At 46.4% G+C, this 22,019-nt stretch carries 17 protein-coding genes and 1 pseudogene; 16 read left to right on the top strand and 2 right to left on the bottom strand.

From position 1 onward, the window contains the following. Nucleotides 1-72 precede the first annotated feature (72 nt). The 11 genes and pseudogenes from DXD04_RS14460 to DXD04_RS14510 all read left to right on the top strand — a co-directional run bounded on the left by DXD04_RS14460 (nt 73) and on the right by DXD04_RS14510 (nt 14,292). Entirely contained in the window at nt 73-1,260 is a 1,188-nt protein-coding gene (locus DXD04_RS14460) for a DUF418 domain-containing protein (protein WP_117673921.1), read from the top strand. A 318-nt stretch (nt 1,261-1,578) separates the two neighbouring features. Then, a pseudogene (locus DXD04_RS16970) lies at nt 1,579-1,860 on the top strand (RyR domain-containing protein); the annotation flags it as partial. A 450-nt stretch (nt 1,861-2,310) separates the two neighbouring features. Continuing rightward, the gene (locus tag DXD04_RS14470; protein ID WP_117673902.1) at nt 2,311-4,320 is read left to right on the top strand and encodes a hypothetical protein; all 2,010 of its coding nucleotides are present in this window, start codon (nt 2,311-2,313) and stop codon (nt 4,318-4,320) included. A 157-nt stretch (nt 4,321-4,477) separates the two neighbouring features. Next, nucleotides 4,478-7,414 carry a TonB-dependent receptor gene (locus DXD04_RS14475; protein WP_117673903.1) on the top strand — a complete coding sequence of 979 codons (2,937 nt, stop codon included), beginning with the start codon at nt 4,478-4,480 and terminating at the stop codon, nt 7,412-7,414. Nucleotides 7,415-7,426: 12 nt separating this feature from the next. Continuing rightward, nucleotides 7,427-8,746, top strand: a complete 1,320-nt coding sequence (locus DXD04_RS14480) for a DUF4876 domain-containing protein (protein WP_259299565.1) — start codon at nt 7,427-7,429, stop codon at nt 8,744-8,746. 2 nt (nt 8,747-8,748) lie between these two features. Beyond that, on the top strand, nt 8,749-10,353 hold the full coding sequence (locus DXD04_RS14485) for a DUF6850 family outer membrane beta-barrel protein (protein ID WP_117673905.1): 1,605 nt from the start codon (nt 8,749-8,751) through the stop codon (nt 10,351-10,353). Nucleotides 10,354-10,378: 25 nt separating this feature from the next. After that, a complete protein-coding gene (locus tag DXD04_RS14490) occupies nt 10,379-11,260 on the top strand; it encodes an ABC transporter ATP-binding protein (RefSeq protein ID WP_117673906.1) in 882 nt (293 codons plus the stop codon). A 4-nt stretch (nt 11,261-11,264) separates the two neighbouring features. Continuing rightward, nucleotides 11,265-11,939, top strand: coding sequence for a hypothetical protein (locus DXD04_RS14495; protein ID WP_117673907.1), 675 nt, complete (start codon nt 11,265-11,267; stop codon nt 11,937-11,939). Between the two features lie 12 nt (nt 11,940-11,951). Continuing rightward, nucleotides 11,952-13,193 (top strand): DUF4857 domain-containing protein, encoded by a 1,242-nt coding sequence (locus tag DXD04_RS14500; protein ID WP_117673908.1) that lies wholly within the window; start codon nt 11,952-11,954, stop codon nt 13,191-13,193. 18 nt (nt 13,194-13,211) lie between these two features. After that, complete coding sequence (locus DXD04_RS14505; RefSeq protein ID WP_117673909.1) at nt 13,212-13,757, top strand: hypothetical protein; 546 nt, start codon at nt 13,212-13,214, stop codon at nt 13,755-13,757. Continuing rightward, nucleotides 13,741-14,292 carry a PepSY-associated TM helix domain-containing protein gene (locus DXD04_RS14510; RefSeq protein ID WP_117673910.1) on the top strand — a complete coding sequence of 184 codons (552 nt, stop codon included), beginning with the start codon at nt 13,741-13,743 and terminating at the stop codon, nt 14,290-14,292. The genes DXD04_RS14505 and DXD04_RS14510 overlap by 17 nt, the downstream gene beginning before the upstream one ends. A gap of 216 nt (nt 14,293-14,508) precedes the next feature. On the opposite strand, the gene DXD04_RS14515 is transcribed toward DXD04_RS14510, so the two are convergent. Further along, the gene (locus DXD04_RS14515) at nt 14,509-15,072 is read right to left on the bottom strand and encodes a sugar O-acetyltransferase (protein WP_117673911.1); all 564 of its coding nucleotides are present in this window, start codon (nt 15,070-15,072) and stop codon (nt 14,509-14,511) included. 197 nt (nt 15,073-15,269) lie between these two features. On the opposite strand from DXD04_RS14515, the gene DXD04_RS14520 reads away from it, so the two are divergent. Beyond that, nucleotides 15,270-15,956 (top strand): SGNH/GDSL hydrolase family protein, encoded by a 687-nt coding sequence (locus tag DXD04_RS14520; RefSeq protein ID WP_117673912.1) that lies wholly within the window; start codon nt 15,270-15,272, stop codon nt 15,954-15,956. Nucleotides 15,957-15,984: 28 nt separating this feature from the next. On the opposite strand, the gene lipB is transcribed toward DXD04_RS14520, so the two are convergent. Further along, nucleotides 15,985-16,650: a lipoyl(octanoyl) transferase LipB gene (gene lipB, locus DXD04_RS14525; protein WP_117673913.1), complete on the bottom strand. Its 666-nt coding sequence runs from the start codon at nt 16,648-16,650 to the stop codon at nt 15,985-15,987. A gap of 157 nt (nt 16,651-16,807) precedes the next feature. Between lipB and DXD04_RS14530 the strand changes: the two genes are divergently transcribed. Genes DXD04_RS14530 through gcvP form a run of 4 tightly spaced genes read left to right on the top strand, consistent with a single transcriptional unit; the run spans nt 16,808 to nt 21,850 of the window. After that, a complete protein-coding gene (locus tag DXD04_RS14530) occupies nt 16,808-17,674 on the top strand; it encodes a DUF3298 and DUF4163 domain-containing protein (RefSeq protein ID WP_117673914.1) in 867 nt (288 codons plus the stop codon). A 6-nt stretch (nt 17,675-17,680) separates the two neighbouring features. Further along, nucleotides 17,681-18,307 (top strand): 16S rRNA (guanine(527)-N(7))-methyltransferase RsmG, encoded by a 627-nt coding sequence (gene rsmG, locus DXD04_RS14535; protein ID WP_117673915.1) that lies wholly within the window; start codon nt 17,681-17,683, stop codon nt 18,305-18,307. 5 nt (nt 18,308-18,312) lie between these two features. Then, nucleotides 18,313-18,954 (top strand): MBL fold metallo-hydrolase, encoded by a 642-nt coding sequence (locus DXD04_RS14540; protein ID WP_117673916.1) that lies wholly within the window; start codon nt 18,313-18,315, stop codon nt 18,952-18,954. A gap of 46 nt (nt 18,955-19,000) precedes the next feature. Next, nucleotides 19,001-21,850, top strand: coding sequence for an aminomethyl-transferring glycine dehydrogenase (gene gcvP / locus DXD04_RS14545; protein WP_117673917.1), 2,850 nt, complete (start codon nt 19,001-19,003; stop codon nt 21,848-21,850). Nucleotides 21,851-22,019 lie beyond the last annotated feature (169 nt).

Consider the following 22,019-nt stretch of genomic DNA (forward strand, 5'->3'; position numbering starts at 1 on the left):
CGGCAAAGATATAAATTTATCGGATTTACCCCTCAGATTATTACGTTGACCCATTTTAATACTATAATAAAAATGCCCCCAAAGACAGCTGATAGAATTGAAGTAGTAGATGCCTTAAGAGGTATCGCCTTGTTTGCAATTGTAATTGTACATTGTTTGGAACACTATAATCTCTATTACATACCGGATGATTATCCGCAATGGCTTACATCGTTAGATAAAGGGATATGGAATACAACCTGGTTCATCATGGCGGGAAAAGCCTTCTCCACTTTCTCTCTTCTTTTTGGGTTCAGTTTTTACATTCAGTTCAGTAATGCTCAAAAAAGAGGGATTCCATTTAAGGGCAGATTTGTATGGAGAATGTTTCTTCTTTTAATGTTTTCTCAGTTACACTCTTTGTTCTATAATGGCGACATATTGTTGCTATATGCGGTAATGGGGCTCTTTCTTGTCTCTGTTTCTCATCTTTCTACAAGGAAAATACTCATAATAGCCTCATTGATGATTATACAACCGATAGAATGGATAAGGGTAATATGCTGTCTGTATGATGTTCCTTTCTTGGAATACGGTGAACACTGGATGAAGTATGGAGCCTTGGCCAAACCTGTGATGCAATCCGGAAGTTTTTTCGAAGTTGTACAGTCTAACATAACCTACGGACAATTGTATGGTAATCTCTGGCAAATAGAAAATGGAAGAATATTCCAGATTGGAGGATTGTTTTTGTTTGGAATGATTGCTGGAAGACTGTCTCTTTTTAAGAATATTCCCCAATCCATATCTTTATGGAAAAAGATAACTTTATGGTCAGCCCTTCTTTTTATTCCTTTGAATGTAGCCCGAATGGTCTATCCAGATATAGCCCAAGGTAATAAAGCACTTCTTATGCCCCTTGATATAGCTATTCCGTCAATATGCAATTTCCTGTTTATGGGGCTGCTTGTTGGATGCTTTATCCTGTTATGGTACGACAAAGGCAATGGATATAAGTTTCAAAGACTTTTTATCCCTTTTGGTAAAATGAGTCTTACAAACTATATCACACAATCAATTATCGGCATCACCTTGTTTTATGGATTCGGTTTCAATCTTTATAAATCAACTGGAGCTACAGCTTGCCTTTTTATAGCTATAATTATATTTGTTGTACTACTTGCAGCTAGTAATCTGTGGCTAAAGAAACACAGACAAGGGCCTTTGGAATGGATATGGAAAAAACTGACATGGATTGATTTCAAAAATAATAAAATATGATGAGTAAAGAGGTCGATTATTGTTCACAAGATAATCGTCAAGGTGGTTATTTTGAGTAAAGTCTGTTAACAAGGTAGGGTATGGGTTGACCAGGATGTGGAAAACGGTTGCTCTTTAAGTGGTCGTCTGCCTTATTATAAAGAGACAGGCGACTGCTTGTTTTTTACAAAAGATGGAAAATGATATACAAGAAGACAAATTTGTAGATATATCAACTAAAAGATTCATATTTTATTTTTATTTTTGTATGTGAGCTAAAAAGTTATTTAGCTGAATTTTGAGTAAGAAATATAGTATAAACAATTAATATCTATTAATATGAAAACATATATCCCTAATCCTCTCGATACAGAGCATATCGTACTTCCTGAAGCATTAAATGAACTGACTGAACAAATGGCCCGTAACGTACACGAAGTATGGGCAAAAGGGCGCATTGATGAAGGCTGGAGTTACGGTGAGCAACGCGATGATCAGCAGAAGAAACATCCTTGTCTGGTAGCATACGAGGAGCTGCCCGAAACTGAACGTGAATACGACCGGAATACCGCTATCCAGACCCTTAAACTCATTCTTAAACTCGGATTTAAAATCAGCAAGTATTCTATAAGGTCAATTGATTCAGCCGTCATTGCACGAATCAAGCGCATTTATCGCGGGTTCTGTTGGACAATGGGAGGAACTCTCGCAATAGCAGCCTTAGTCATTGTTGTATTAGCTTTCTCACCCTATTTTGAATATGATTCATGGCCTATTCTTGTGACAATGACTATTGTTGGTTTGTGCGCTATATGCTGGACGGGCTACTATGGCAGACAACTGCTGAAAATCTATACGGACAGTCGCAAGCAGATTTTTGACACCGAGCTGTCACTCTATCGGGAATCCGTTCGTCGCGAGGAACTAATCTTAAATGAACAGACCAATGACGAGTTGCAGAATCTCAAGATTGAGATAAAGCGTAAAGATCTTAAAATAGCTGAACTGGAAAAAGAAATCAAGAAAATTAAAGAAGGCAAATAATTTCAATCTCCCCGTAAAGTATCGCCTATGAACTCGCTGATTCGTTTTTTCACACTCCGTTTTGACCGGACTTTCTCAGGCCACGGACGTACACAGTTTGCCTGGTTAGCGGGTGTGCTGTTGCTTTTTTTCGGCTTCATTTATCTGATTAGCTGGTTCTTTTCCTTTCCGGAACCTACGGACACTCCTTCATCGAACTCCGGCACTGAAGTCCCGATGGGACGCCTGCTACAACTGATTTGCCTTTTTATCGATCCGGGTAGCGTGGCCAATGTACCGGCAGAATTACGCTGGTTCTCGCTGATTGTGGCCATTATGGGATTGTTGCTTTTTACTGGATTATTGATTTCTGTGGTGTCAAACATGCTGGAACGTCATGTAGAACGTTATCGCGAAGGTAATATTTCTTATCCTCTTGAAAAGCATGTTGTAATTATCGGTTTCGACGAAATGGTTCCGATGCTTGTTCTGCAAATATGTACCGACCCTCAATACGAGGATTGCTACATATTGATTCAAAGCGTGCAACCAAGCTCTGAAGTACGAAACCGCATCCATACCGTGCTCGACACTGAGCAGGAGAAACGTGTACTGGTTCTGCACGCACAACGAAACTCTACGGAGGAACTGGAAAAGCTCTATACGACCAGTGCCCGCGAAATTTTCCTGATTGGTGAGTCGAATGAGTACGACCATGATTCGCTTAACATTGACTCGTTGCAGAAAATAGTAGCAATTCACCGTAAGAAATCAAATTGCCCGCGTATTACAGTATCGGTATTGTTTGAGTATCAAACTACTTATGCTGCCTTCCAGGTTTCGGATTTGGCCGAAGAGTGGCGTAAGCAAATTGATTTCCACCCGTTCAACTTCTATGAAGAGTGGGCTAAAAAGTTATTAGTGAAAAGACACTATGGGGAAGAAAATGCAAAAGTGGAATATCCTGCACTGGACCGTGAACCGATTACATGGGAAAGTGACCGGTACGTTCACTTCGTCATCATCGGAATGAGCCGGATGGGAGTTGCGCTGGGAGTAGAAGCAGCACACTTGCTTCACTTTCCTAATTTCTGTCGTGACAAACGACTGAAAAGTCGGATTACTTTCATCGATGCAGATGCTGATAAAGAAATGAATTTTTTCAGGGGGCGTTATCGTCATTACTTTGATCTTTCCTTAAGCTATTACCGCAACATGGAACAGATTGAGAAAGTCCATACGATTCTTCCCAATCAGATATATGGTAAAGAGGTGAACTTTCTGGATATAGAGTTTGAGTTTATCAAAGGACAGGCCGAAACTCCGGAAATACAGCAGCTGCTAGCCCAATGGGCAAAGGACCCACAGCAGGAACTGTCTATCGCCATCTGCCTGAACTTCCCGCCACAAAGTATGGCTATGGGGCTTTATCTGCCTGATGTAATTTATGATCAGAATATCCCAGTCTTTATCCGACAGGAGACCTCAAGTGCGCTGCTCGATATGCTTAACAACCGTATCAAGAAAGAATCGTTGAACCGTTATTCGCATGTGTATCCGTTCGGTATGCTGACTAATTGTTTCGACTTGGACCGTCACAGTACTCGTCGGGCACAATTGGTCAACTATATTTATGACTTTAAAAATAAGTATAAATCCAGTCCGGCAGCCTGCCCTTCGGAGAGTGAATTGTTAGACGGATGGAATAAATTACAAGTGGCCCTCCAGTGGTCAAACCTGTATTGCGCCGATTCGGTAGATTTGAAACTTCGTTCGCTGGGCTTTGGCACAACACCCCCCTTGCGATTGACATCCGAACAGATTGAGCTGATGGCCGAGGTGGAGCATAATCGCTGGAACATGGAAAAATTACTTTTAGGGTATAGCAAACCGACACCCGAGGAAGAAGAAAAATGTAAAGACAATGCGGTACGCAAGGAATACAAGACAAAGCGTTTTGTTCATACCGATATTCGCCCCTATTATCAGCTGGATGAAGGGACCAAAGAATATGACCGCTGTATCTCAGAGTGTTTGCCGTTGATTGCAGAGCAATAATTATGTAGCTTTCGCACTTACCAATTCCTTTATCGTTTATTAGTCAGTAATACTTGAAATACCTAAATATGATGAGTAGCCTCTCTCCTATTACCTAATTTTGGCGATTGACACAGCTTGCCAATAAGGATACCTTTGCGCCTGAAATCATCAGGATATGAAAACAATCGTTTTAGCCTTTTTCGCAAGTGCCAGTCTGACTGCCTGGGGGCAGTCGTATAAGGTAGCAGGAACCGTGCTCGATGCCAAGTCGAAAGTACCGGTGGAGTTTGCGACTTTGTGGATTGAAGGAAGTGGTATCGGTACCATGACCGATTCGCAAGGAAAGTTCGTCATTCAGCATCTGGCAGAAGGAAAGCATGAGGTGCTGGTGCGTTGTCTGGGCTATTCTGAATGTAAATTACAGCTGGACGTCAGAAAAGATAAGGAAAACATCGTGGTATATCTTTCTGAACAGACGTTGGCCCTGAATGAGGTGACTGTTACGGCAGAAAGGAAAGCCATAGATGCTACTACGGCATATACGCTGGGTCGTACGGCACTGGACCATTTACAGAGTGTCAGTGTGTCTGACGCGTTAAGTCTCTTGCCCGGAGAACAGACCAGCAAGTTCAAGAGTTTGACTTCTTCCACTCAGGTAATCACGCTGCGAGGAGAAAGCACTGAAATGGGGAATCCCGATTTCGGAACCGTAGTTGAGATGGACGGGGTACGCCTGTCGGGTAATGCTACGGCCGCTTCTACTTCCGGGACGGATACCCGTAACATAGGCAACAGCAATGTAGAACGGATTGAAGTCATCACCGGTGTACCTTCTGTAGAATATGGTGACCTGACCAACGGAGTGGTAAAAATCGTGACACGCAAAGGAAAAAGTCCGCTGATTGTCGATGTGGCAGTGCGTCCTACCACCCAGTCGTATGCCGTAAGTAAAGGAGTGGAACTGGGAGGAAAAGTAGGCGTACTGAACCTGTCCTATGAGCGGGTTCACTCTGTGTCCGACATTGCATCACCCTACACCTCGTATGTACGCAATGCCTTTGGTGTGAGATACTCTAACAGCCTGCATACAAAGACCGGAAAAACCTTGTCTGTCGATTTCAGTCTGAACGGTAATGTGGGAGGCAATAATACCGAGGCCGACCCGGATGCCTTTAAGGAAACTTATACCAAGAGTCGGGACAATGCGTTATGGAGCAGTCTTTCATTTAACTATATGCTGAACTCGCCCTGGTTGTCCAATTTGCGTGGAGGGGTGACCTTCTCGTACGCTGACAACCGGGTGGAAGAAAAGAAAAATCAGTCGGCTTCGTCCGTCCAGCCTGCACTGCATACTACCGAAGAAGGATATTTTGTGGCTTCCAAATATGAAGAGGATCCCTCCTCACCTATTATTTTATTGCCCACCGGCTATTGGTACGTGACCTCATTCAACGACAGCCGTCCCATAAATTACACTGCCTACCTGAAAGCGCGCTGGAGCCATAAAATCGGGAGCGTAACCAGCAACCTGCTGGCAGGAGCAGATATGAAAGGAGAAGGTAACCTGGGTAAGGGAACGTATTATGAAGACATGTCGGTCGCTCCCACCTGGAGGGAATACCGTTACGATGAATTGCCTTTCATGCACAATTTGGCTGCGTATACAGAAGAAGAGATAGCCCTGCCTTTCCGTCATTCGCAACTGCTCCTTAAAGGAGGACTCCGAAGTGACATGACTTTTATCCCGGGCACGGTGTATGGCACCGTATCCAGTCTGTCTCCCCGTTTCAGTGCCAAGTATTCATTTGGCGAAAAAGAGCATGGTTTCTTTCAGGGAGCGACCCTTCGTGCCGGATGGGGAAAGGCGGTGAAACTTCCTTCGTTCGAGATGCTGTATCCCCGGGAAACGTATGTAGACCGCTTAGCTTTTGCTCCTGGAGCAATGGCCGACGGAACAACCTATTATGCTTATCACACCCATCCTGTGCTTCCTGTCTATAATCCGGAGTTACAATGGCAGTACAGCATTATGCGGGAAGCGGGTATGGACATTCGTCTGAAGGGGGTACGGATTTCGTTGTCGTTCTTCTATAACACCCTGTCAAAGCCTTATACCAGTACGCGTATCTATACTCCGTTTGATTATAAGCTGACCGACCAGAGCGCGCTCAATAATTGCCTGATACCTTCGACAGACAGGGTGTATAGCATTGACCGTACGACAGGAGTCGTGACCGTGTCCGACAAAAACGGGATACTTCCCTCTCAAACGCTTGCCTATAAAGAGATTCATGATTTCCAGTCGGCTGTCATGAATGTGAACGGTTCTTCCTCTTCACGGATGGGACTGGAATGGGTGCTTGATTTTGACCGGATAAAAGCAATCAATACTTCCATCCGCATAGACGGGAAGTATTATCGCTACAAAGGGATTGACGAAGTGACGGTACCGTCTACCAGCAGCCTGACCGATACGGACGGACAGCCTTATAAATACATCGGTTATTATGTAGGTGGCAACGTCAATTATAACGGATTCATGACACAGCGACTGAATACCAATCTGACATTGGTGACGCATGTGCCGAAAATCAGAATGATTTTCTCTCTGCGTTTTGAGGGTACTCTTCTGAATACGCGGCAGAACCTGAGCGAATACAGCGGTGGAACCCGGAGCTATGTGCTCGACTCGCAGAGTGATTATCTTCCCTCGTCTACCCAGACGGATATTTATAACGGAGCCAGTTACGTGGCTACGTATCCGCTGTATTATGTATCGAGAGAAGATATGGAAACCCGTATACCGTTCATGGAAAAGTTCCTGTGGGCTGCCGAACATGACAAGGAGTTGTATAACGAACTCAGTAAACTGGTGGTAAAAAGCACCACCGGCTATATGTTCAGGAAGCAGGGATATTCTCCCTATTTCTCGGCCAACCTGAACGTCTCAAAAGAAATCGGGAAGTACCTGACGGTGTCATTCTTTGCCAATAATTTCTTCTACAGCATGCAGAAGATAAAGAACTGGCAGACGGGTAATGAGGGAAGTCTGTTTGCTTCTTCGCTGGTCACTCCCTTTAACTATGGCATATCATTTAAATTAAAACTATAAACACGTATGAGTATGATGAAAAAGATGTTATCTGCGTGCTGCGCCTTAATTCTGATACTGGCTTTCAGCGCGTGCAAAGAGAAAGAAAACGGTGGTTATCAGGTGAGCAGTGTAAGCATTCGGCTGGTGTATCCCGAGGGAAGCGGATTTGAACCAGTGGAGGGAGTCAGCGTAACCCTGAAGAATACGTCGGGCAGTACCACCTTCAGTCAGTCGACCAATGCGGAAGGAGTGGCTGTTTTTGAAGTGCCGCAAGGTATTTATGAAGCTTCGGCTTCCGACAAACGGGTGGCCGATGCCAAAGTGTATCTTTTCAATGGATTGAATACATCGGTCAATGTGACTCAGGAAACGGTAGAGGCTACCATCAAACTGGAAATGTCTTTAGGAGGTTCCGTGCTGATTAAGGAACTGTATGTAGGAGGCTGTCCGAAAGACGATGGCTCGGGTACGTTTGCCATGGACCAGTATGTCGTGCTGTATAACAATTCTTCGGAAACACTCGACATCAGCGACTTTGCACTGGGTATGGTAAATCCTTACAATCCTCATGCTTCAAATAAGGACTATGTGAACGGTGAACTCTTTTATGCGGCAGAAGGATGGATACCGGCCGGAACGGCTGTCTGGTATTTCGACAAGCAGGTACAGCTGGAAGCCGGAAAAGAACTGGTGATTGCACTGAATGGAGCCATCGACCACACACAGACCTATTCTCAGTCCGTAAATCTGGCCAACCGTACTTATTACTGCCTGTATGACATTGAGGACTTCAACAATGCCAAATACTATCCGTCGCCTTCCGAACTTATTTCTACCGACCATTACTTGAAGGCTTACAAATATGGTTTGGGTAATGCATGGCCTGTCAGCCAGTTCGGACCGGCATTCTTTGTGTTCCGTCCGGAAAGTACTACCCTACAGGCTTTTGTAGACGATGCATCCACCACCAACCTTTATGGAGGAAGTGCCAGTCAGCCGCGTAAGAAAGTGCCGGCAGAATGGGTAGTAGACGGTATCGAAGTATTCGTGCAGGGAGCCGACGGCAACCAGAAGCGCCTTCTTCCCTCGGTAGATGCAGGCTATGTGGAACTTACCCGCGGCATGGGATATACCTTGTATCGCAACGTGGATAAAGAGGCTACGGAAGCACTTGCGGAGAATGAAGGAAAGCTGGTCTATAACTATTCGCTCGGTGTAGGAAATTCAACCGATGCCAGCGGAATAGATGCCGAGGCATCCTTGAAAAACGGAGCCAGAATTATTTTTCAGGATACAAACAATTCGACAGCTGACTTCCATCAGCGGAGCAAATCTTCTTTGAGAAACTAAACATGAAGCATTATTGTATCGCTTGCTTTTTTCTTGTACTTGTGGCGGGAGGCAGGTCCTGGGGAAGTGTTCCCTCAGGGACCTCCTCTCCTCTTCGTACGGACTTTCAGGAAACCTTGTGGAGGTATGCGGCTTCTGCCGGAAGCAATCCTTCTTTTCTGTCGGGGATGGAGTGCGGACGCATCTCTTATCTTCAGGCGGAAGGCAGTTACGGAAGCGGAAAACAGGTGAATTATGATCAGTCGGACAGCCGGTTGGGCGGATTGGTCTCAATCGAATCCTACTGGCGGCTGAACTCGCGGCTGGTATTAGGAGGTGCCATGGCATACGGCACGGAAAAAGGCAAGCACATGTCGGGTTCGGCTTTTCTGCATCCGGAAGAGACGCCTTTTGACATTGTGGAGATGGACGACTCGGGAGCCGGTACGAAACGGCATGAATGGTACATGCTCAGAGGAGAAGCAGGCTACCTCCTCACTCCTCGCCTTTCATGGGGAGGGCAACTGGAATACCGTACGGAAAACTACGCCAAGTTCAAGGACTTGCGGCATCAGAATTCCCTGATGAACCTCCATTTGTCGACGGGTTTCTCGTATGAACTTTTTTCCGGGTGGCAAGTCGGACTTTCTTACGGGTATTTGCGCAACGTGGAAACGGTAGGCTTCGGCATCTATGGAACGACCGACCGTCAATACACTTCTCTCATCAGTTTTGGAGGTTTCTACGGGCGCAGTGAAGTGTTTGGTGAAAGTGGATATACTTCGAACACGACTCCCTTGTTTACCCAAACGCATGAAGTAGCCTTTCAGGGACAGTATCATCGCGGAGACCTGCACTGGTTTCAGGAGGTATTCATCCGAAAGACTTCCGGACGCTTTGGAAGCGGTTCTTCGACTTCCATCACCTACTCTACTCATACAGGGAATGAGGTGGGTTACCGTGCAAAGCTTACCTGGCAGCAATCCCGACTTTTTCAGGCGATGGAACTGGGCATCGCATTGAAATCACTGGAAAACAGGGAAAATTCTTATAAGGAGAGTACGGACGGACTGGGCGTATCGCAGATTGTCTATTATGGTAGCAATGAAGTGATGAGCAGAGACCAGCTGCGTGCCTGGTTGGCGTATCAACTCCTTTCAGGAGGTAAAGAGAGCCGTTCTGACTGGTCGGCCAAAGTGCGGCTGGATTATCGTTCCCGTTCTGTGACGGTATCGCAATATCCGTTCTTCCGGAAGCAGAGTCTGCACGTCATGGGGCTATGGCTTCAGGGGGCCAGAAACTGGTATAAAGGCCGGCAGGTATGGACTGCTTCCGCCGGACTGGGCTTGCAGGGCGGATGGGGCTGTATGAAAGAAGACGGACAATATGCCAGTGTATCGGAGGATCAGCAACGTCCGGCAGAAAGAGCAGACTTGCTGGTGGAAGAATACGATTATCAGACAGCTGTTCGGCTGGTGCCATATGCGGCCGTGGGGTATGAAAGAGAAATTACTTCTGCTCTGTCTGGTTATGTCCGGTGCGAGGTGATGTATGCCAGGGCTTTTACGACTACAATGGCGGGAAAGGATTTCGTGCAACCCGTCATCAAGGTAGGGGTAAAATTTTAAGAACTAATCATTTAATCGTGCTACAATGAGTAAAATAATAGAGTGTGAAAATATTACGCATTATTACGGAAACCGCTTGATTTACGAAAATCTCAGTTTCGACGTGGAGCAGGGAAAGGTATTGGGCCTGTTGGGAAAGAACGGCACAGGGAAAACCACCATCATCAATATCCTCAACGGTTACCTGAAGCCTCGTTCGGGCGTGTGCAGGCTGTTTGGTGAGGAGATGGAACACCTCTCTCCGCTTACCAAATCGAAGGTGGGACTGTTGCTGGAAGGCCATGTGCAACATGCCTATTTTACGGTTTCGCAGATAGAGAAATTTTATTCGGCCTTCTTCCCGAAATGGAAGAAAGAGGCCTATTATGAATTGCTGAAAAAGTTGCAGGTACTTCCTTCGCAGAAACTCTCTACCATGTCGTGCGGACAGCGTTCGCAGGTAGCGCTGGGGCTGCTTTTTGCCCAGGACCCAGAACTGCTGATTCTGGATGATTTTTCCATGGGACTGGACCCGGGCTATCGTCGTCTGTTTGTGGAATACCTTCGGGAATATGCGTCAGCAGAAAACAAGACAGTCTTTCTCACTTCGCATATCATTCAGGACATGGAATTGCTAATAGATGATTGTATGATCATGGACTATGGCCGCTTGCTGTTGCATAAGCCGGTAAAGGAAATCATGCACCATTTCAAGCGATACCGTTTCACCCGTCCGGGAGATACATTTAAGCTGGAGGGCGATGAAGACTTCTGGTATCCCTCTGCATTGGGCGATAAATGGGAAGTATATTCGTTTCTGCCAAAGGCCGAAGTCGAACAACGGTTGAAGGCGATGGGTGTCACGGAAATTACAGAGGAGAATCTTTCGCTGGAAGATGCATTTATTGGTTTAACAGGTAAATATTAATGTCATGAATTTATTCAGAGCCTTGTCTTATAAAGAATGGATGAAAACCCGCCGCCTGATTGGGGTGATGCTGTTGCTGATGGCAGTAGCCGTGGGTTATACCTACATCGACCTTACCCATGAAATCCGTTTGAATGAAGCAGTTAATGTGTGGTATGGCTGTCTTTTTCAGGGCACATCGGTTGCCCCGTGGATGATGTACCTGCTGCCACTGGCCGGAATTGCATTGGGAGTCGTGCAGTATGTGCCCGAAATGACGCAGAAACGGCTGAAGCTGACACTCCATCTTCCGGCAGGAGAAACACAAATTATGGCCTCCATGCTGTGGTATGGTTTCAGTGTCATCTTGCTGCTTTGTCTGCTGCTTTCGCTGGTCCTGGCGGCTGTGATTCGTTTGTTTCTGCCTTCCGAGGTTGTAGGAATGATGCTCCAGCAGTTGCTTCCCTGGATAGTGGCAGCAGTGGCAGGCTATGGCTTCACTGCGTGGGTTTGTATCGAGCCCCAGTGGAAACAGCGGATGCTATGCATTGTGGTATCGGTGGGACTGCTGTCCATGCTGTTTGTTTCCTCCTATCCCGGAGCCTATTCACAGTTCGGGGCAGGAATCGGCTGGATACTGGCAGCTTCTTTTATCTTTCCTTTCTCATCCTGCATTCGGTTCAAGTATGGTGTACAATAAAAACAATGAACAATGAAATATAAATCTCTCATTTTTTCAATCATTCTGGTGTCTGTCACCCTGTTGGCTTCCTGGACGGTGCCGGCACTGGTACAGAAAATGACCGACGATTCGCACAGTTATCCGCTGATGTATTATAGTGCCCGGTTGAAGGAACTTTGCGTGATTGACTTTCGCGAGCATAAGAATTCATTTTATGATATTCATGGCAACGAGTATCCTCGTGCGCAATACGATTCACTGCTTCCGTTGCTGAATTATCGCCAGCTGGCCATGGAAGGCCAGTTGCCCGATTCGCTGGAGGGACAGGCCATCGACGTGAAAATCCTGCGGAGCAAACAAGTGATGTTCCGTTTTCGTCCGGTCGATGTATTCTCTCCGCAACCCGCTATGGGGGTGTTGCTGGAAGCCATGCCCAAACGGGGAAATCTTACGCTTCCCGGCGACTACTTCCGGATGGACCGTGAACTGACTTTTGTTGATGCGCAGTCCAATTCGGTAAATCGGCAGAAGAGTGAAATCTTCACCAAAGAGCTTATCAAGAAAGGGTTTAGCTTTCCGGTAAAAGCTTATTGGGGAAACCCTACAGTGAGAAAGCCCTATGAGGAGGGCTATTTCTGTCTGGACAGCAAAGGGGCTCTCTTCCACCTGAAGATGGTGAACGGACGGCCTTTCGTGAAAGATACGGGTATCGGTTCGCAGCTGGGCATCAAATGGTTTGTCATGAGTGAGACGAGCGACAAGCGTTTCTATGGCTATCTGTTTGGCGAGAAAGGTGAAATGGGCTTACTGGAAAGCACGGATGAAGGCGGTTATCGCTTCCTGCCGTTCGATATCCGTCCGATAGACATCACGAAAGACGAAATCAGCATTCTGGGAAACCTGCTTTACTGGACCGTACGCGTATCGGATGCGGAAGGAGTGGACTGCTACGGACTGGATGCCGTGACGCTTCAGTCACTCTCTTCCTATCATCAGGACCGGAAGCGCGTTTTGTGGGATGAGCTTTCGGAATGGCTGCTCCCGTTCCGTTTCTCACCTTCGTCCGAAGCGAATTCCTTTGTGAATCTCTATGCGGGCAATCTTTCTTCAAAGGGATTGGCGGTGAGCTTCTTTTTAGCCCTCCTGACTTTCTTTTTGTGCAGAAACAAGGTATCTTTGTACAGACGGATACTGATGGCGCTATGCGTGTGCGCTGCCGGCTTATCCGGGATAGTAGCACTGTTATTTCTTCCTTGGAATAAATATGAATAACTATAAATTCAATTGAAAATGAAAAAACTGTTTTTTATCGTAGCTGCGGCCTGTCTGCTGACGGCTACCTCGTGTGTGAACAATAACAAAAAATCAGAGACCTCTCAGGAACAGCCTACTGCCGCTCTGTCGGCCAGTGAGGCAAAATATGTGGAAGACATTTTGAAGGATGCAGAAAAGAATGTAGATAAGGAGGTGGTGCTGAAAGGATTCATCACACATACCTGCAAGCATTCCGGACGCCGTTGCTTTGTAATGGGAAAAGACCAGAAGACTTCCGTACGTGTGGAGGCAAAAGGCAATATCGGCGGATTCAACCGTGAGCTGATTGGTTCAGAGGTCATCATCAAAGGGATTCTTCGCGAGAACCGTCTGACCAAGGAATACATTGACCAGGCGGAAGAAGAATTGAAGGAAAAGCAGGGAAAAGCAGAAGGCAACGGCGAAACCTGCGATGCGGAGATGAACAACATTCAGAGCATGCGTGAATGGATGAAGGCCAACAACAAAGACTATTATTCCATTTACTACATAGACGGCACGGAATATGAAGTGGCAGAATAAGAGCCTCTCCTACTGGCTTCGTGTGCTGCACCGTGACCTGGGCTACCTGATGGTAGGAGCCTGCCTGATTTATGCCGTGTCGGGCATCCTGCTGAACCACATGAATGGCAAGGATCCGGCTTTCCGTACCACGGAAGCGGCCGTTCAACTGGAGAAAGGCATGCAGGCCGAAGAACTCCTTGCGGCATGGAACCGACAGGAAGATTTGCCTCCTGTAAAGCGGGTGCTGTCTATTGATGAAAGCCATCATCGCCTGATGCTGGAAGGCGGCGTGGGTGTGTATGACGCAGCCAGCGGTTGTGTAGATTATGAAGTACATGAAAAACGTCCGGTGGTGTACTGGTTCAACCGGTTGCATTACAACCGCATTCAGGGATGGAATCTCATGGGCGACTTTTTCGCCATTTCGCTGGTATTCTTTGCCGTATCCGGATTGTTCATGGTCAAGGGAAAAAATGGACTGGCAGGACGCGGAAAGTGGTTACTTTTAGCGGGTATTCTGATTCCGCTGGGATACATCTGGCTGGTTGCCTGAACATTAAAATATATATGATAAAAGTCGCCTGTCTCATTGGCAAAGAGGCAGGCGATTTTTTATGTTTTTGCTATGCAAACCGTACGTTTTCCTGCGCAGAAACATACGGTTTACGCAAGGAAAACATACGTTTCTGCATCGGGAAACATAAAAGGTGAAAAAAGGATTGCAGATTGTCTTCTTTGCCTTTTTACATCACTCTATCAAGAAAGCGGATTATTCTATGTTCCGTATGAATTTGGCCGGCACACCTCCCACTACGGTATTGGCCGGCACGTCTTTCGTTACGACGGCTCCGGCTGCAATGATGGCGTTGTCACCAATGGTAACTCCCTGCAGAATGGTGCTGTTAGAGCCTACCCATACGCGTTTTCCCAGTACGATGGGAGCCGGTGTCATGGCCGCACGCTTTTCCGGATTCATGTCGTGATTAAGTGTGGCGAAAACCACGTTGTGCCCAATCAGGCAACCGTCGCCCAATGTCACTCCACCCTGGTCCTGGAAATGGCAGCAGGCATTGATAAACACATCTTTTCCTATATGGATATTTTTCCCAAAATCAGTATAAAAAGGAGGAAATACCCGGAAAGTGTCGTCTACTGGCCGACCAAAAAGCCGGGACATCAGTGCCCGGATTTCTTCCATGGTGTGATACGATCCGTTCAGTTCGAATGTAATGCGGCGGGCTTCGTCACTCATGCGGTTAAGCAATTCCATAATTTCGGGTGTGTCAAGCGGTTTTCGCATGGCTACGTGCATCAAAAAATCATTTAGTTCCATGTGCTATGTTTTGAATGGGTAATACAATTTTTATTTTACAAAAATATCCTGATTTTTCGGAAAACACGATATACATATTACGGATAATCATACCCCAATTACTTGTATACCGACAAAATGCCTCACTTTTGTATCACTTTTTTCTGTTTGTTTTGTTTTTTATCGCGTACATTTGTAAAAACTTTAAATGACACATCATGAAAAAAACGTATGTAATGCTATTTTCCTTCCTTTTGGTCTGCACCATGGGATTTTCGCAGACCCGGAAGGCTGTTTCTATTTTAGGAGATTCGTACTCTACTTTCGAGAATTACCTTCAGCCTGATACCAATGCCGTGTGGTACTTTCAGCAGCCGCGGAAAAACAACGATGTCCGTTCTGTAGACCAGACCTGGTGGTATAAGTTTATTAAGGAAAGCGGATACCGTCTGTGCGTAAACAATTCTTTCTCGGGTGCAACTATCTGCCACACCGGTTACCGGAAAGAGGATTATTCCGACCGCTCGTTTGTGACACGAATGAACAACCTGGGGTGTCCGGACCTCATTTTCATTTTTGGAGCAACGAACGACAGCTGGGCCGGGGCTCCCATCGGTGAATACCAGTATGAAAACTGGACGAAAAAAGATTTGTACAGTTTCCGTCCGGCCATGGCTTATATGCTGGAACACATGCAGTACCGTTATCCCAACGTGGAGATTTATTTTCTGTTGAACTGCGACCTGAAACCGGAAATCAATGAGTCTGTAAAGACTATCTGTGCATACTATCACGTGCCTTGCATCGAACTGAAAGGAATCGACAAGCAGGGAGGGCATCCTTCCATAAAAGGTATGCAGCAAATCAACGAACAGATAAAAGCTTATTTTGCCAGTCGGCAATAAGGAAAAAGAAAACGGCTTGACGAATATGTCAGGCCGTTTCTTTTAATAATTCCAGAATCAGTTGCTCCAGTCTGTCTCTCACTTCATCCATCGGGACTTCTTGCTGTAACTCAGCCTGTAGTGAAGTGACTCCCTTGTCTATAAACCCACAGGGATGAATGTAACTGAAATACCTTAAATCTGTATTGACATTCAGGGCAAGACCGTGCATCGTAACGAAATGGCTGCTTCTTACCCCCATGGCACAGATTTTACGTTCTTCGGGCGTACCCGTAGCCAGCCAGACGCCAGTAGCCCTGTGCACTCTGGCGGCTTCTATGCCGTAGGTCCGGCACACACGAATCACCGCTTCTTCTAACAGGTGCAGGTATTCCTTCAAACCCAAGTGAAAATCTTCCAGGTTCAGAATTGGATAACACACCCATTGTCCTGGTCCGTGATAGGTAATGTCTCCTCCCCTGTCTACCTGAAACAATTCGGCATGAATGGTCTGTAACTGTGTGGGGTTCAACAGCATATTGGCTGCCTTTCCGTGCTTTCCCAGGGTGTAGACATGCGGATGCTGACAGAAAATAATCCGGTTGGTATAAGGTTTTCCGTTCAGCTTGGCATCAATGAGTTCATCGAAGAGAGCAGTTTGTCGTTCCCAAGCTTCAGAATAAGAGATGAGTCCCCAGTTTTCTATTGTAATCATGGCATTCAATTCTTAAAAGGTTACATTTTGCAAAGAAAAAATTTTTTGGTGTGAATGGCAAAGATTTACAAAAAGAATTCCTTTTTACATCGCAATTCGGGAAGTTATGCTATATTTGTAGACAGAGAAATCATTTTTTTGAGAAAAACGTCTGAACATGATGAAAAAAATACAAAGAGGCTTATTCCCCTCTGTCGTGTGTGGCTTGTTTTCCACCATGATGCTACCGGGGTGTATCGGAAACGGGACAGCCGGAGGAAACGAAGTTTCAGTGGATTTCATTCCTATGGATACGACTGTGTATCTGGATGAAGCCAATACGGAATCACCTAAATGCCAGATAAAAATCAATTTTAAATATTTAAAGTCGGCCAATAAGAACGATTCGCTGACGCAGGTAATCAATCAGGTGCTGGAGGATGCTTTTTCAAGTGCACATGCCGGAGCAGCTTCTCCACAGGCCTTTGTCTCGTCTATCAAAGAAAGCCTGGCAGGTGATTACCTGAAGGATGTGCAGGGAAGTTATCAGACCGACTTGAAGAACGGAATGAAGCCCGATGAAATTCCTAACTGGTATAACTACGAATATGAGATAAATTCGGAACTGCAAGAAGGTAAAGACAGTATATGGAATTATGCCGTCACTACTTTCCAATATACCGGAGGCGCACATCCCAACACATGGGCACAGTGGGTTAACATTGATGCGGCCAATGGGAAAAAGCTGGACAAGAGCGAAGTGTTTGCCAAAGGAGCTGAAGAGGATATCTGCCGGCTGATTCTGGACAAGCTACTGGCAGAAGCCAATAAAAAGCTGGAGACAGATACGCTGACCTGTGTAGAGGGACTTCAGGCGGTAGGTATCTTGTTGGACACGGACTTGTATGTGCCCGACAACTTCCTGCTCGAAAAAGAAGGAGTGACATTCCTTTATAACACCTACGACATTGCACCTTATTACATGGGACGCTTCCAACTGACGGTTCCCTATGAAGAAATCAATACTTATTTAATCAAGAAATAATCGTACATGGACATTATCTTAAAATATTTCCCGAACCTGAGCGAGGTTCAGCAACAGCAATTTGCAGCTTTGTATGACCTATATACCGACTGGAACAGCAAAATCAACGTGATTTCGCGAAAAGACATTACCAACCTGTATGAGCATCATGTGCTGCATTCACTGGGCATTGCCAAGGTCATGCAGTTCCGTCCGGAAACGACTGTGATGGATTTGGGTACCGGCGGTGGTTTCCCTGGAATTCCGCTGGCTATTCTCTTTCCGGAAACACATTTCCATCTGGTAGACAGTATCGGCAAGAAAGTGAAGGTGGCTACTGAAATAGCCAATGCCATCGGCTTGAAGAACGTCACTACCCGTCATTGCCGTGCGGAGGAAGAAAAGCAATTGTTCGACTTCGTGGTAAGCAGGGCCGTCATGCCGCTGGCTGACTTGCTGAAAATCATCCGCAAGAATATCAAGAAGGAACAGCACAATGCCCTTCCCAACGGACTGATCTGCCTGAAGGGCGGTGAGCTGGAACGGGAAGTCATGCCTGTAAAGCATCAGACACTTATGTATGATTTGAAGGATTATTTTGAAGAGGAATTTTTTGAGACCAAGAAAGTGGTTTATGTCACAATCAACGGATAATCGATATGAAAATAAAGACATTTGAATTCAATATGTTTCCGGTCAACTGCTATGTGGTGTGGGACGAGGAAACGTTGCAGGCAGCTGTAATTGATGCCGGATGTTATTATCAGGAAGAGCAGCAGATGCTGAAGAAGTTCATTGCAGAAAACGGACTTACGGTGACACATTTGCTGAATACGCATTTGCATCTGGACCATATTTTCGGCAATGCGTTTATGCTCAGAGAATTTGGAGTCAGTGCTGAAGCCGGAAAGGAAGATGAATTTCTGTTGCCGAGAACGGCAGAGTATTGCCGCATGTTCGGCTTCCCTCTGAACGAGGAACCTCCTGCACTGGGCGGCTACGTGCATGACGGCGATCTGATAAAAATAGGAAATATAGAACTGAAGGCACTTGCCGTGCCCGGCCATTCTCCCGGAAGCATGGTGTTCTATTGTGAAGCGCAGCACTGCATGTTCAGCGGTGATGTATTGTTCCGGGGCAGCATCGGGCGTGCAGACCTGGAAGGTGGAAACTTTGACCAGTTGAGGGAAAGTATCGTGGCACGTTTGCTGACACTCCCTGACGAGACAATGGTATATCCGGGTCATGGAAACCCCACTACCATCGGCTATGAAAAGATGAACAATCCTTTCTTCCGCTGATGCGTTATTCTTTTGCTTGAAAACCATAAATCTTACCTTAATAATCATGAAAACAACGACATTCGCAAACAGACACATCGGCATCGGGGAAGAGGAACTTCCGCTGATGCTGAAAAAAATTGGAGTAAGCAGTCTGGATGAACTGATAGAGAAAACCATTCCTGCCAATATCCTGTTAAAAGAACCTTTGAAACTGGGAGCTGCCATGACAGAACGTGAATTTGCCGAGCACATCGGCGAACTGGCAGCCCAGAACAAGCTATATAAGACGTATATCGGATGTGGGTGGTATGACACGGTGACTCCGGCAGTTGTTCAGCGTAACGTGTTTGAAAATCCGGTTTGGTACACTTCCTATACGCCCTATCAGGCTGAAATTTCCCAGGGACGACTGGAAGCGTTGCTGAACTTTCAGACGGTAATCAGCGATCTGACTGCCCTTCCGCTGGCCAACTGTTCTCTGCTGGATGAAGCGACGGCTGCGGCGGAAGCAGCTACGATGATGTACGGGCTGAGAAGCCGTGCACAACAGAAAGCGCAGGCCAACGTGCTGTTTGTAGATGAAGAAATATTCCCTCAGACGCTGGCAGTTATTCGTACCCGGGCCATTCCGCAGGGAATGGTAGTAAAGGTAGGCAGTTACAAGGACCTGACTTTTACGCTGGATATTTTCGGTTGCATCGTGCAGTATCCGAATAACAGCGGAAGCATAGAAGATTATCGGGAATTTACCGAGCAGGCACATGCCGTAGGATGCAAGGTGGCCGTAGCAGCCGATATCCTGTCGCTTGCCCTGCTGGTTCCTCCTGGTGAATGGGGAGCTGACATTGCTTTCGGTAGCTCACAGCGTCTGGGCACACCGATGTTCTATGGAGGACCTTCTGCTGCTTATTTCGCTACACGTGATGAATACAAACGAAATATGCCGGGACGTATAATTGGTCTGTCAAAAGACAAATACGGTCATCTGTGTTACCGCATGGCCTTGCAGACTCGCGAGCAGCATATCAAGCGTGAAAAGGCGACTTCCAATATCTGTACGGCACAAGCACTGCTGGCTACCATGGCCGGATTCTATGCCGTATATCACGGACCTGACGGCATAAAGGAAATAGCCAATCATGTGCATGCCGTGGCTTTCTGGCTGGCAGAACAGCTCACGAAACTGGGATATAAATTGCAGAACGAAAATTTCTTTGATACACTGAGAATACAGTTACCGAACAACGTGACCATTCAGGAAGTGCGCACCATTGCCTTGAGCAAGGAAATCAACCTGCGCTATTTTGATAATGGTGATGTGGGTATCAGTGTCGATGAAACTACTACGCAGGCAGATGCTACGCTGATTCTGAATCTGTTTGCCGTAGCGGCAGAAGAACCGATGCATGATGTCTGTGCTATACCGGGAAAAGCTCCTGTTGCCGCACAGTTCCAGCGTCTGAGCACATACCTCACTCACGAAGTCTTCCAGAAGTATCACACCGAAACGGAAATGATGCGTTACATCAAACGTCTGGAACGGAAGGATATCTCGTTGGCTCATTCCATGATTTCTTTGGGTTCTTGTACCATGAAATTGAATGCGGCATCCGAAATGCTGCCTCTTAGCAATGCGGCCTGGATGAACCTTCACCCGTTGGTTCCGGAAGACCAAGCCGCGGGATACCAGACTTTGATTCACAATCTGTCGGAACAGCTGAAGACGATTACAGGCTTTGCAGGCGTATCTCTCCAGCCGAATTCCGGTGCAGCAGGTGAATATACGGGCTTGCGCGTGATTAGAAGTTACCAGGAAAGCATCGGACAGGGTAACCGCCGATTGGTATTGATTCCGGCTTCGGCACATGGCACCAATCCGGCTTCGGCTGTACAGGCGGGTTACGAACCGCTGACGTGTGCTTGCGATGAGAATGGAAATGTGGATTTGGAAGATTTGCGTGCGAAGGCTGAAGCACATAAGGATGAACTGGCAGCTTTGATGATTACTTATCCGTCTACTCACGGTATCTTTGAAGAGGAAATCAAGGAGATATGTGAGATTATCCATGCGTGCGGTGCACAGGTTTATATGGACGGAGCCAACATGAATGGACAGGTGGGACTGACCAATCCGGGTACTATCGGAGCAGACGTGTGTCACCTGAACCTGCATAAGACATTCGCGAGCCCTCACGGTGGTGGCGGTCCGGGTGTAGGTCCGATTTGTGTGGCCGAGCATCTGGTTCCTTTCCTTCCGGGCCATGTCAGCACGGGCAATCCGCAGAATGAAGTATCTGCTGCTCCTTACGGAAGTGCCGGTATCCTGCCGATTACTTACGGATACATTTGCATGATGGGAGCAGAAGGCTTGAGGAGAGCGACTCAAACAGCTATCCTGAATGCCAACTACCTGGCTGCTTGCTTGAAAGATGCGTATGGAGTGGTATACCGCGGAAAGAATGGTTTCGTAGGTCATGAAATGATTTTGGAATGCCGGAAGATACACGAAGAAAGCGGAATCTCGGAAAATGATATTTCCAAGCGTCTGATGGACTACGGTTACCATGCACCTACCCTCTCTTTCCCTGTACACGGTACGCTGATGATTGAACCGACGGAAAGTGAAAGTCTGGCAGAATTGGACAACTTTGTGGATGTCATGGTACATATCCGTGAAGAAATTGCAGAGATTGAGACTGGAAAGGTCGACAAAGAAGACAACGTATTGGTGAATGCTCCTCATCCGGAATACGAGATTGTGGGAGATGCTTGGACTCATCCTTATGGACGTGCCAAGGCGGCTTATCCGATTCAGAGTGTAAGAGACAACAAATTCTGGATTAACGTAGCACGTATTGATAATACATTGGGCGACCGTAAGTTGCTGCCTACACGTTACGGGAGCTTTGAATAAGGCCTTTAAAGTCACGTTGGCTTGACATAGAAAATAAGAAGAGCCACTGCATTTCTTCGTAAAAGAGGGATTTGCAGTGGCTCTTTTCATATAGGACAGGAAATGGCATTCCCTGTTTTTCCGCTTAGGGAGGATACATATACAGTAACTATCCTGACAAATTTTGAAT

Source organism: Phocaeicola plebeius (assembly GCF_003437535.1).
Classification (GTDB): Bacteria; Bacteroidota; Bacteroidia; order Bacteroidales; family Bacteroidaceae; genus Phocaeicola; species Phocaeicola plebeius_A.

Excerpts from the sequence above, each read along its gene's own strand:
- DXD04_RS14475 (WP_117673903.1), top strand. The coding sequence starts at position 4,478 with ATGAAAACAATCGTTTTAGCCTTTTTCGCAAGTGCCAGTCTGACTGCC.
- DXD04_RS14460 (WP_117673921.1), top strand. The coding sequence starts at position 73 with ATGCCCCCAAAGACAGCTGATAGAATTGAAGTAGTAGATGCCTTAAGA.
- rsmG (WP_117673915.1), top strand. The coding sequence starts at position 17,681 with ATGGACATTATCTTAAAATATTTCCCGAACCTGAGCGAGGTTCAGCAA.
- DXD04_RS14480 (WP_259299565.1), top strand. The coding sequence starts at position 7,427 with ATGATGAAAAAGATGTTATCTGCGTGCTGCGCCTTAATTCTGATACTG.
- DXD04_RS14540 (WP_117673916.1), top strand. The coding sequence starts at position 18,313 with ATGAAAATAAAGACATTTGAATTCAATATGTTTCCGGTCAACTGCTAT.
- gcvP (WP_117673917.1), top strand. The coding sequence starts at position 19,001 with ATGAAAACAACGACATTCGCAAACAGACACATCGGCATCGGGGAAGAG.
- DXD04_RS14500 (WP_117673908.1), top strand. The coding sequence starts at position 11,952 with ATGAAATATAAATCTCTCATTTTTTCAATCATTCTGGTGTCTGTCACC.
- lipB (WP_117673913.1), bottom strand. The coding sequence starts at position 16,650 with ATGATTACAATAGAAAACTGGGGACTCATCTCTTATTCTGAAGCTTGG.
- DXD04_RS14505 (WP_117673909.1), top strand. The coding sequence starts at position 13,212 with ATGAAAAAACTGTTTTTTATCGTAGCTGCGGCCTGTCTGCTGACGGCT.
- DXD04_RS14490 (WP_117673906.1), top strand. The coding sequence starts at position 10,379 with ATGAGTAAAATAATAGAGTGTGAAAATATTACGCATTATTACGGAAAC.
- DXD04_RS14470 (WP_117673902.1), top strand. The coding sequence starts at position 2,311 with ATGAACTCGCTGATTCGTTTTTTCACACTCCGTTTTGACCGGACTTTC.
- DXD04_RS14495 (WP_117673907.1), top strand. The coding sequence starts at position 11,265 with ATGAATTTATTCAGAGCCTTGTCTTATAAAGAATGGATGAAAACCCGC.
- DXD04_RS14510 (WP_117673910.1), top strand. The coding sequence starts at position 13,741 with ATGAAGTGGCAGAATAAGAGCCTCTCCTACTGGCTTCGTGTGCTGCAC.
- DXD04_RS14530 (WP_117673914.1), top strand. The coding sequence starts at position 16,808 with ATGATGAAAAAAATACAAAGAGGCTTATTCCCCTCTGTCGTGTGTGGC.
- DXD04_RS14515 (WP_117673911.1), bottom strand. The coding sequence starts at position 15,072 with ATGGAACTAAATGATTTTTTGATGCACGTAGCCATGCGAAAACCGCTT.
- DXD04_RS14485 (WP_117673905.1), top strand. The coding sequence starts at position 8,749 with ATGAAGCATTATTGTATCGCTTGCTTTTTTCTTGTACTTGTGGCGGGA.
- DXD04_RS14520 (WP_117673912.1), top strand. The coding sequence starts at position 15,270 with ATGAAAAAAACGTATGTAATGCTATTTTCCTTCCTTTTGGTCTGCACC.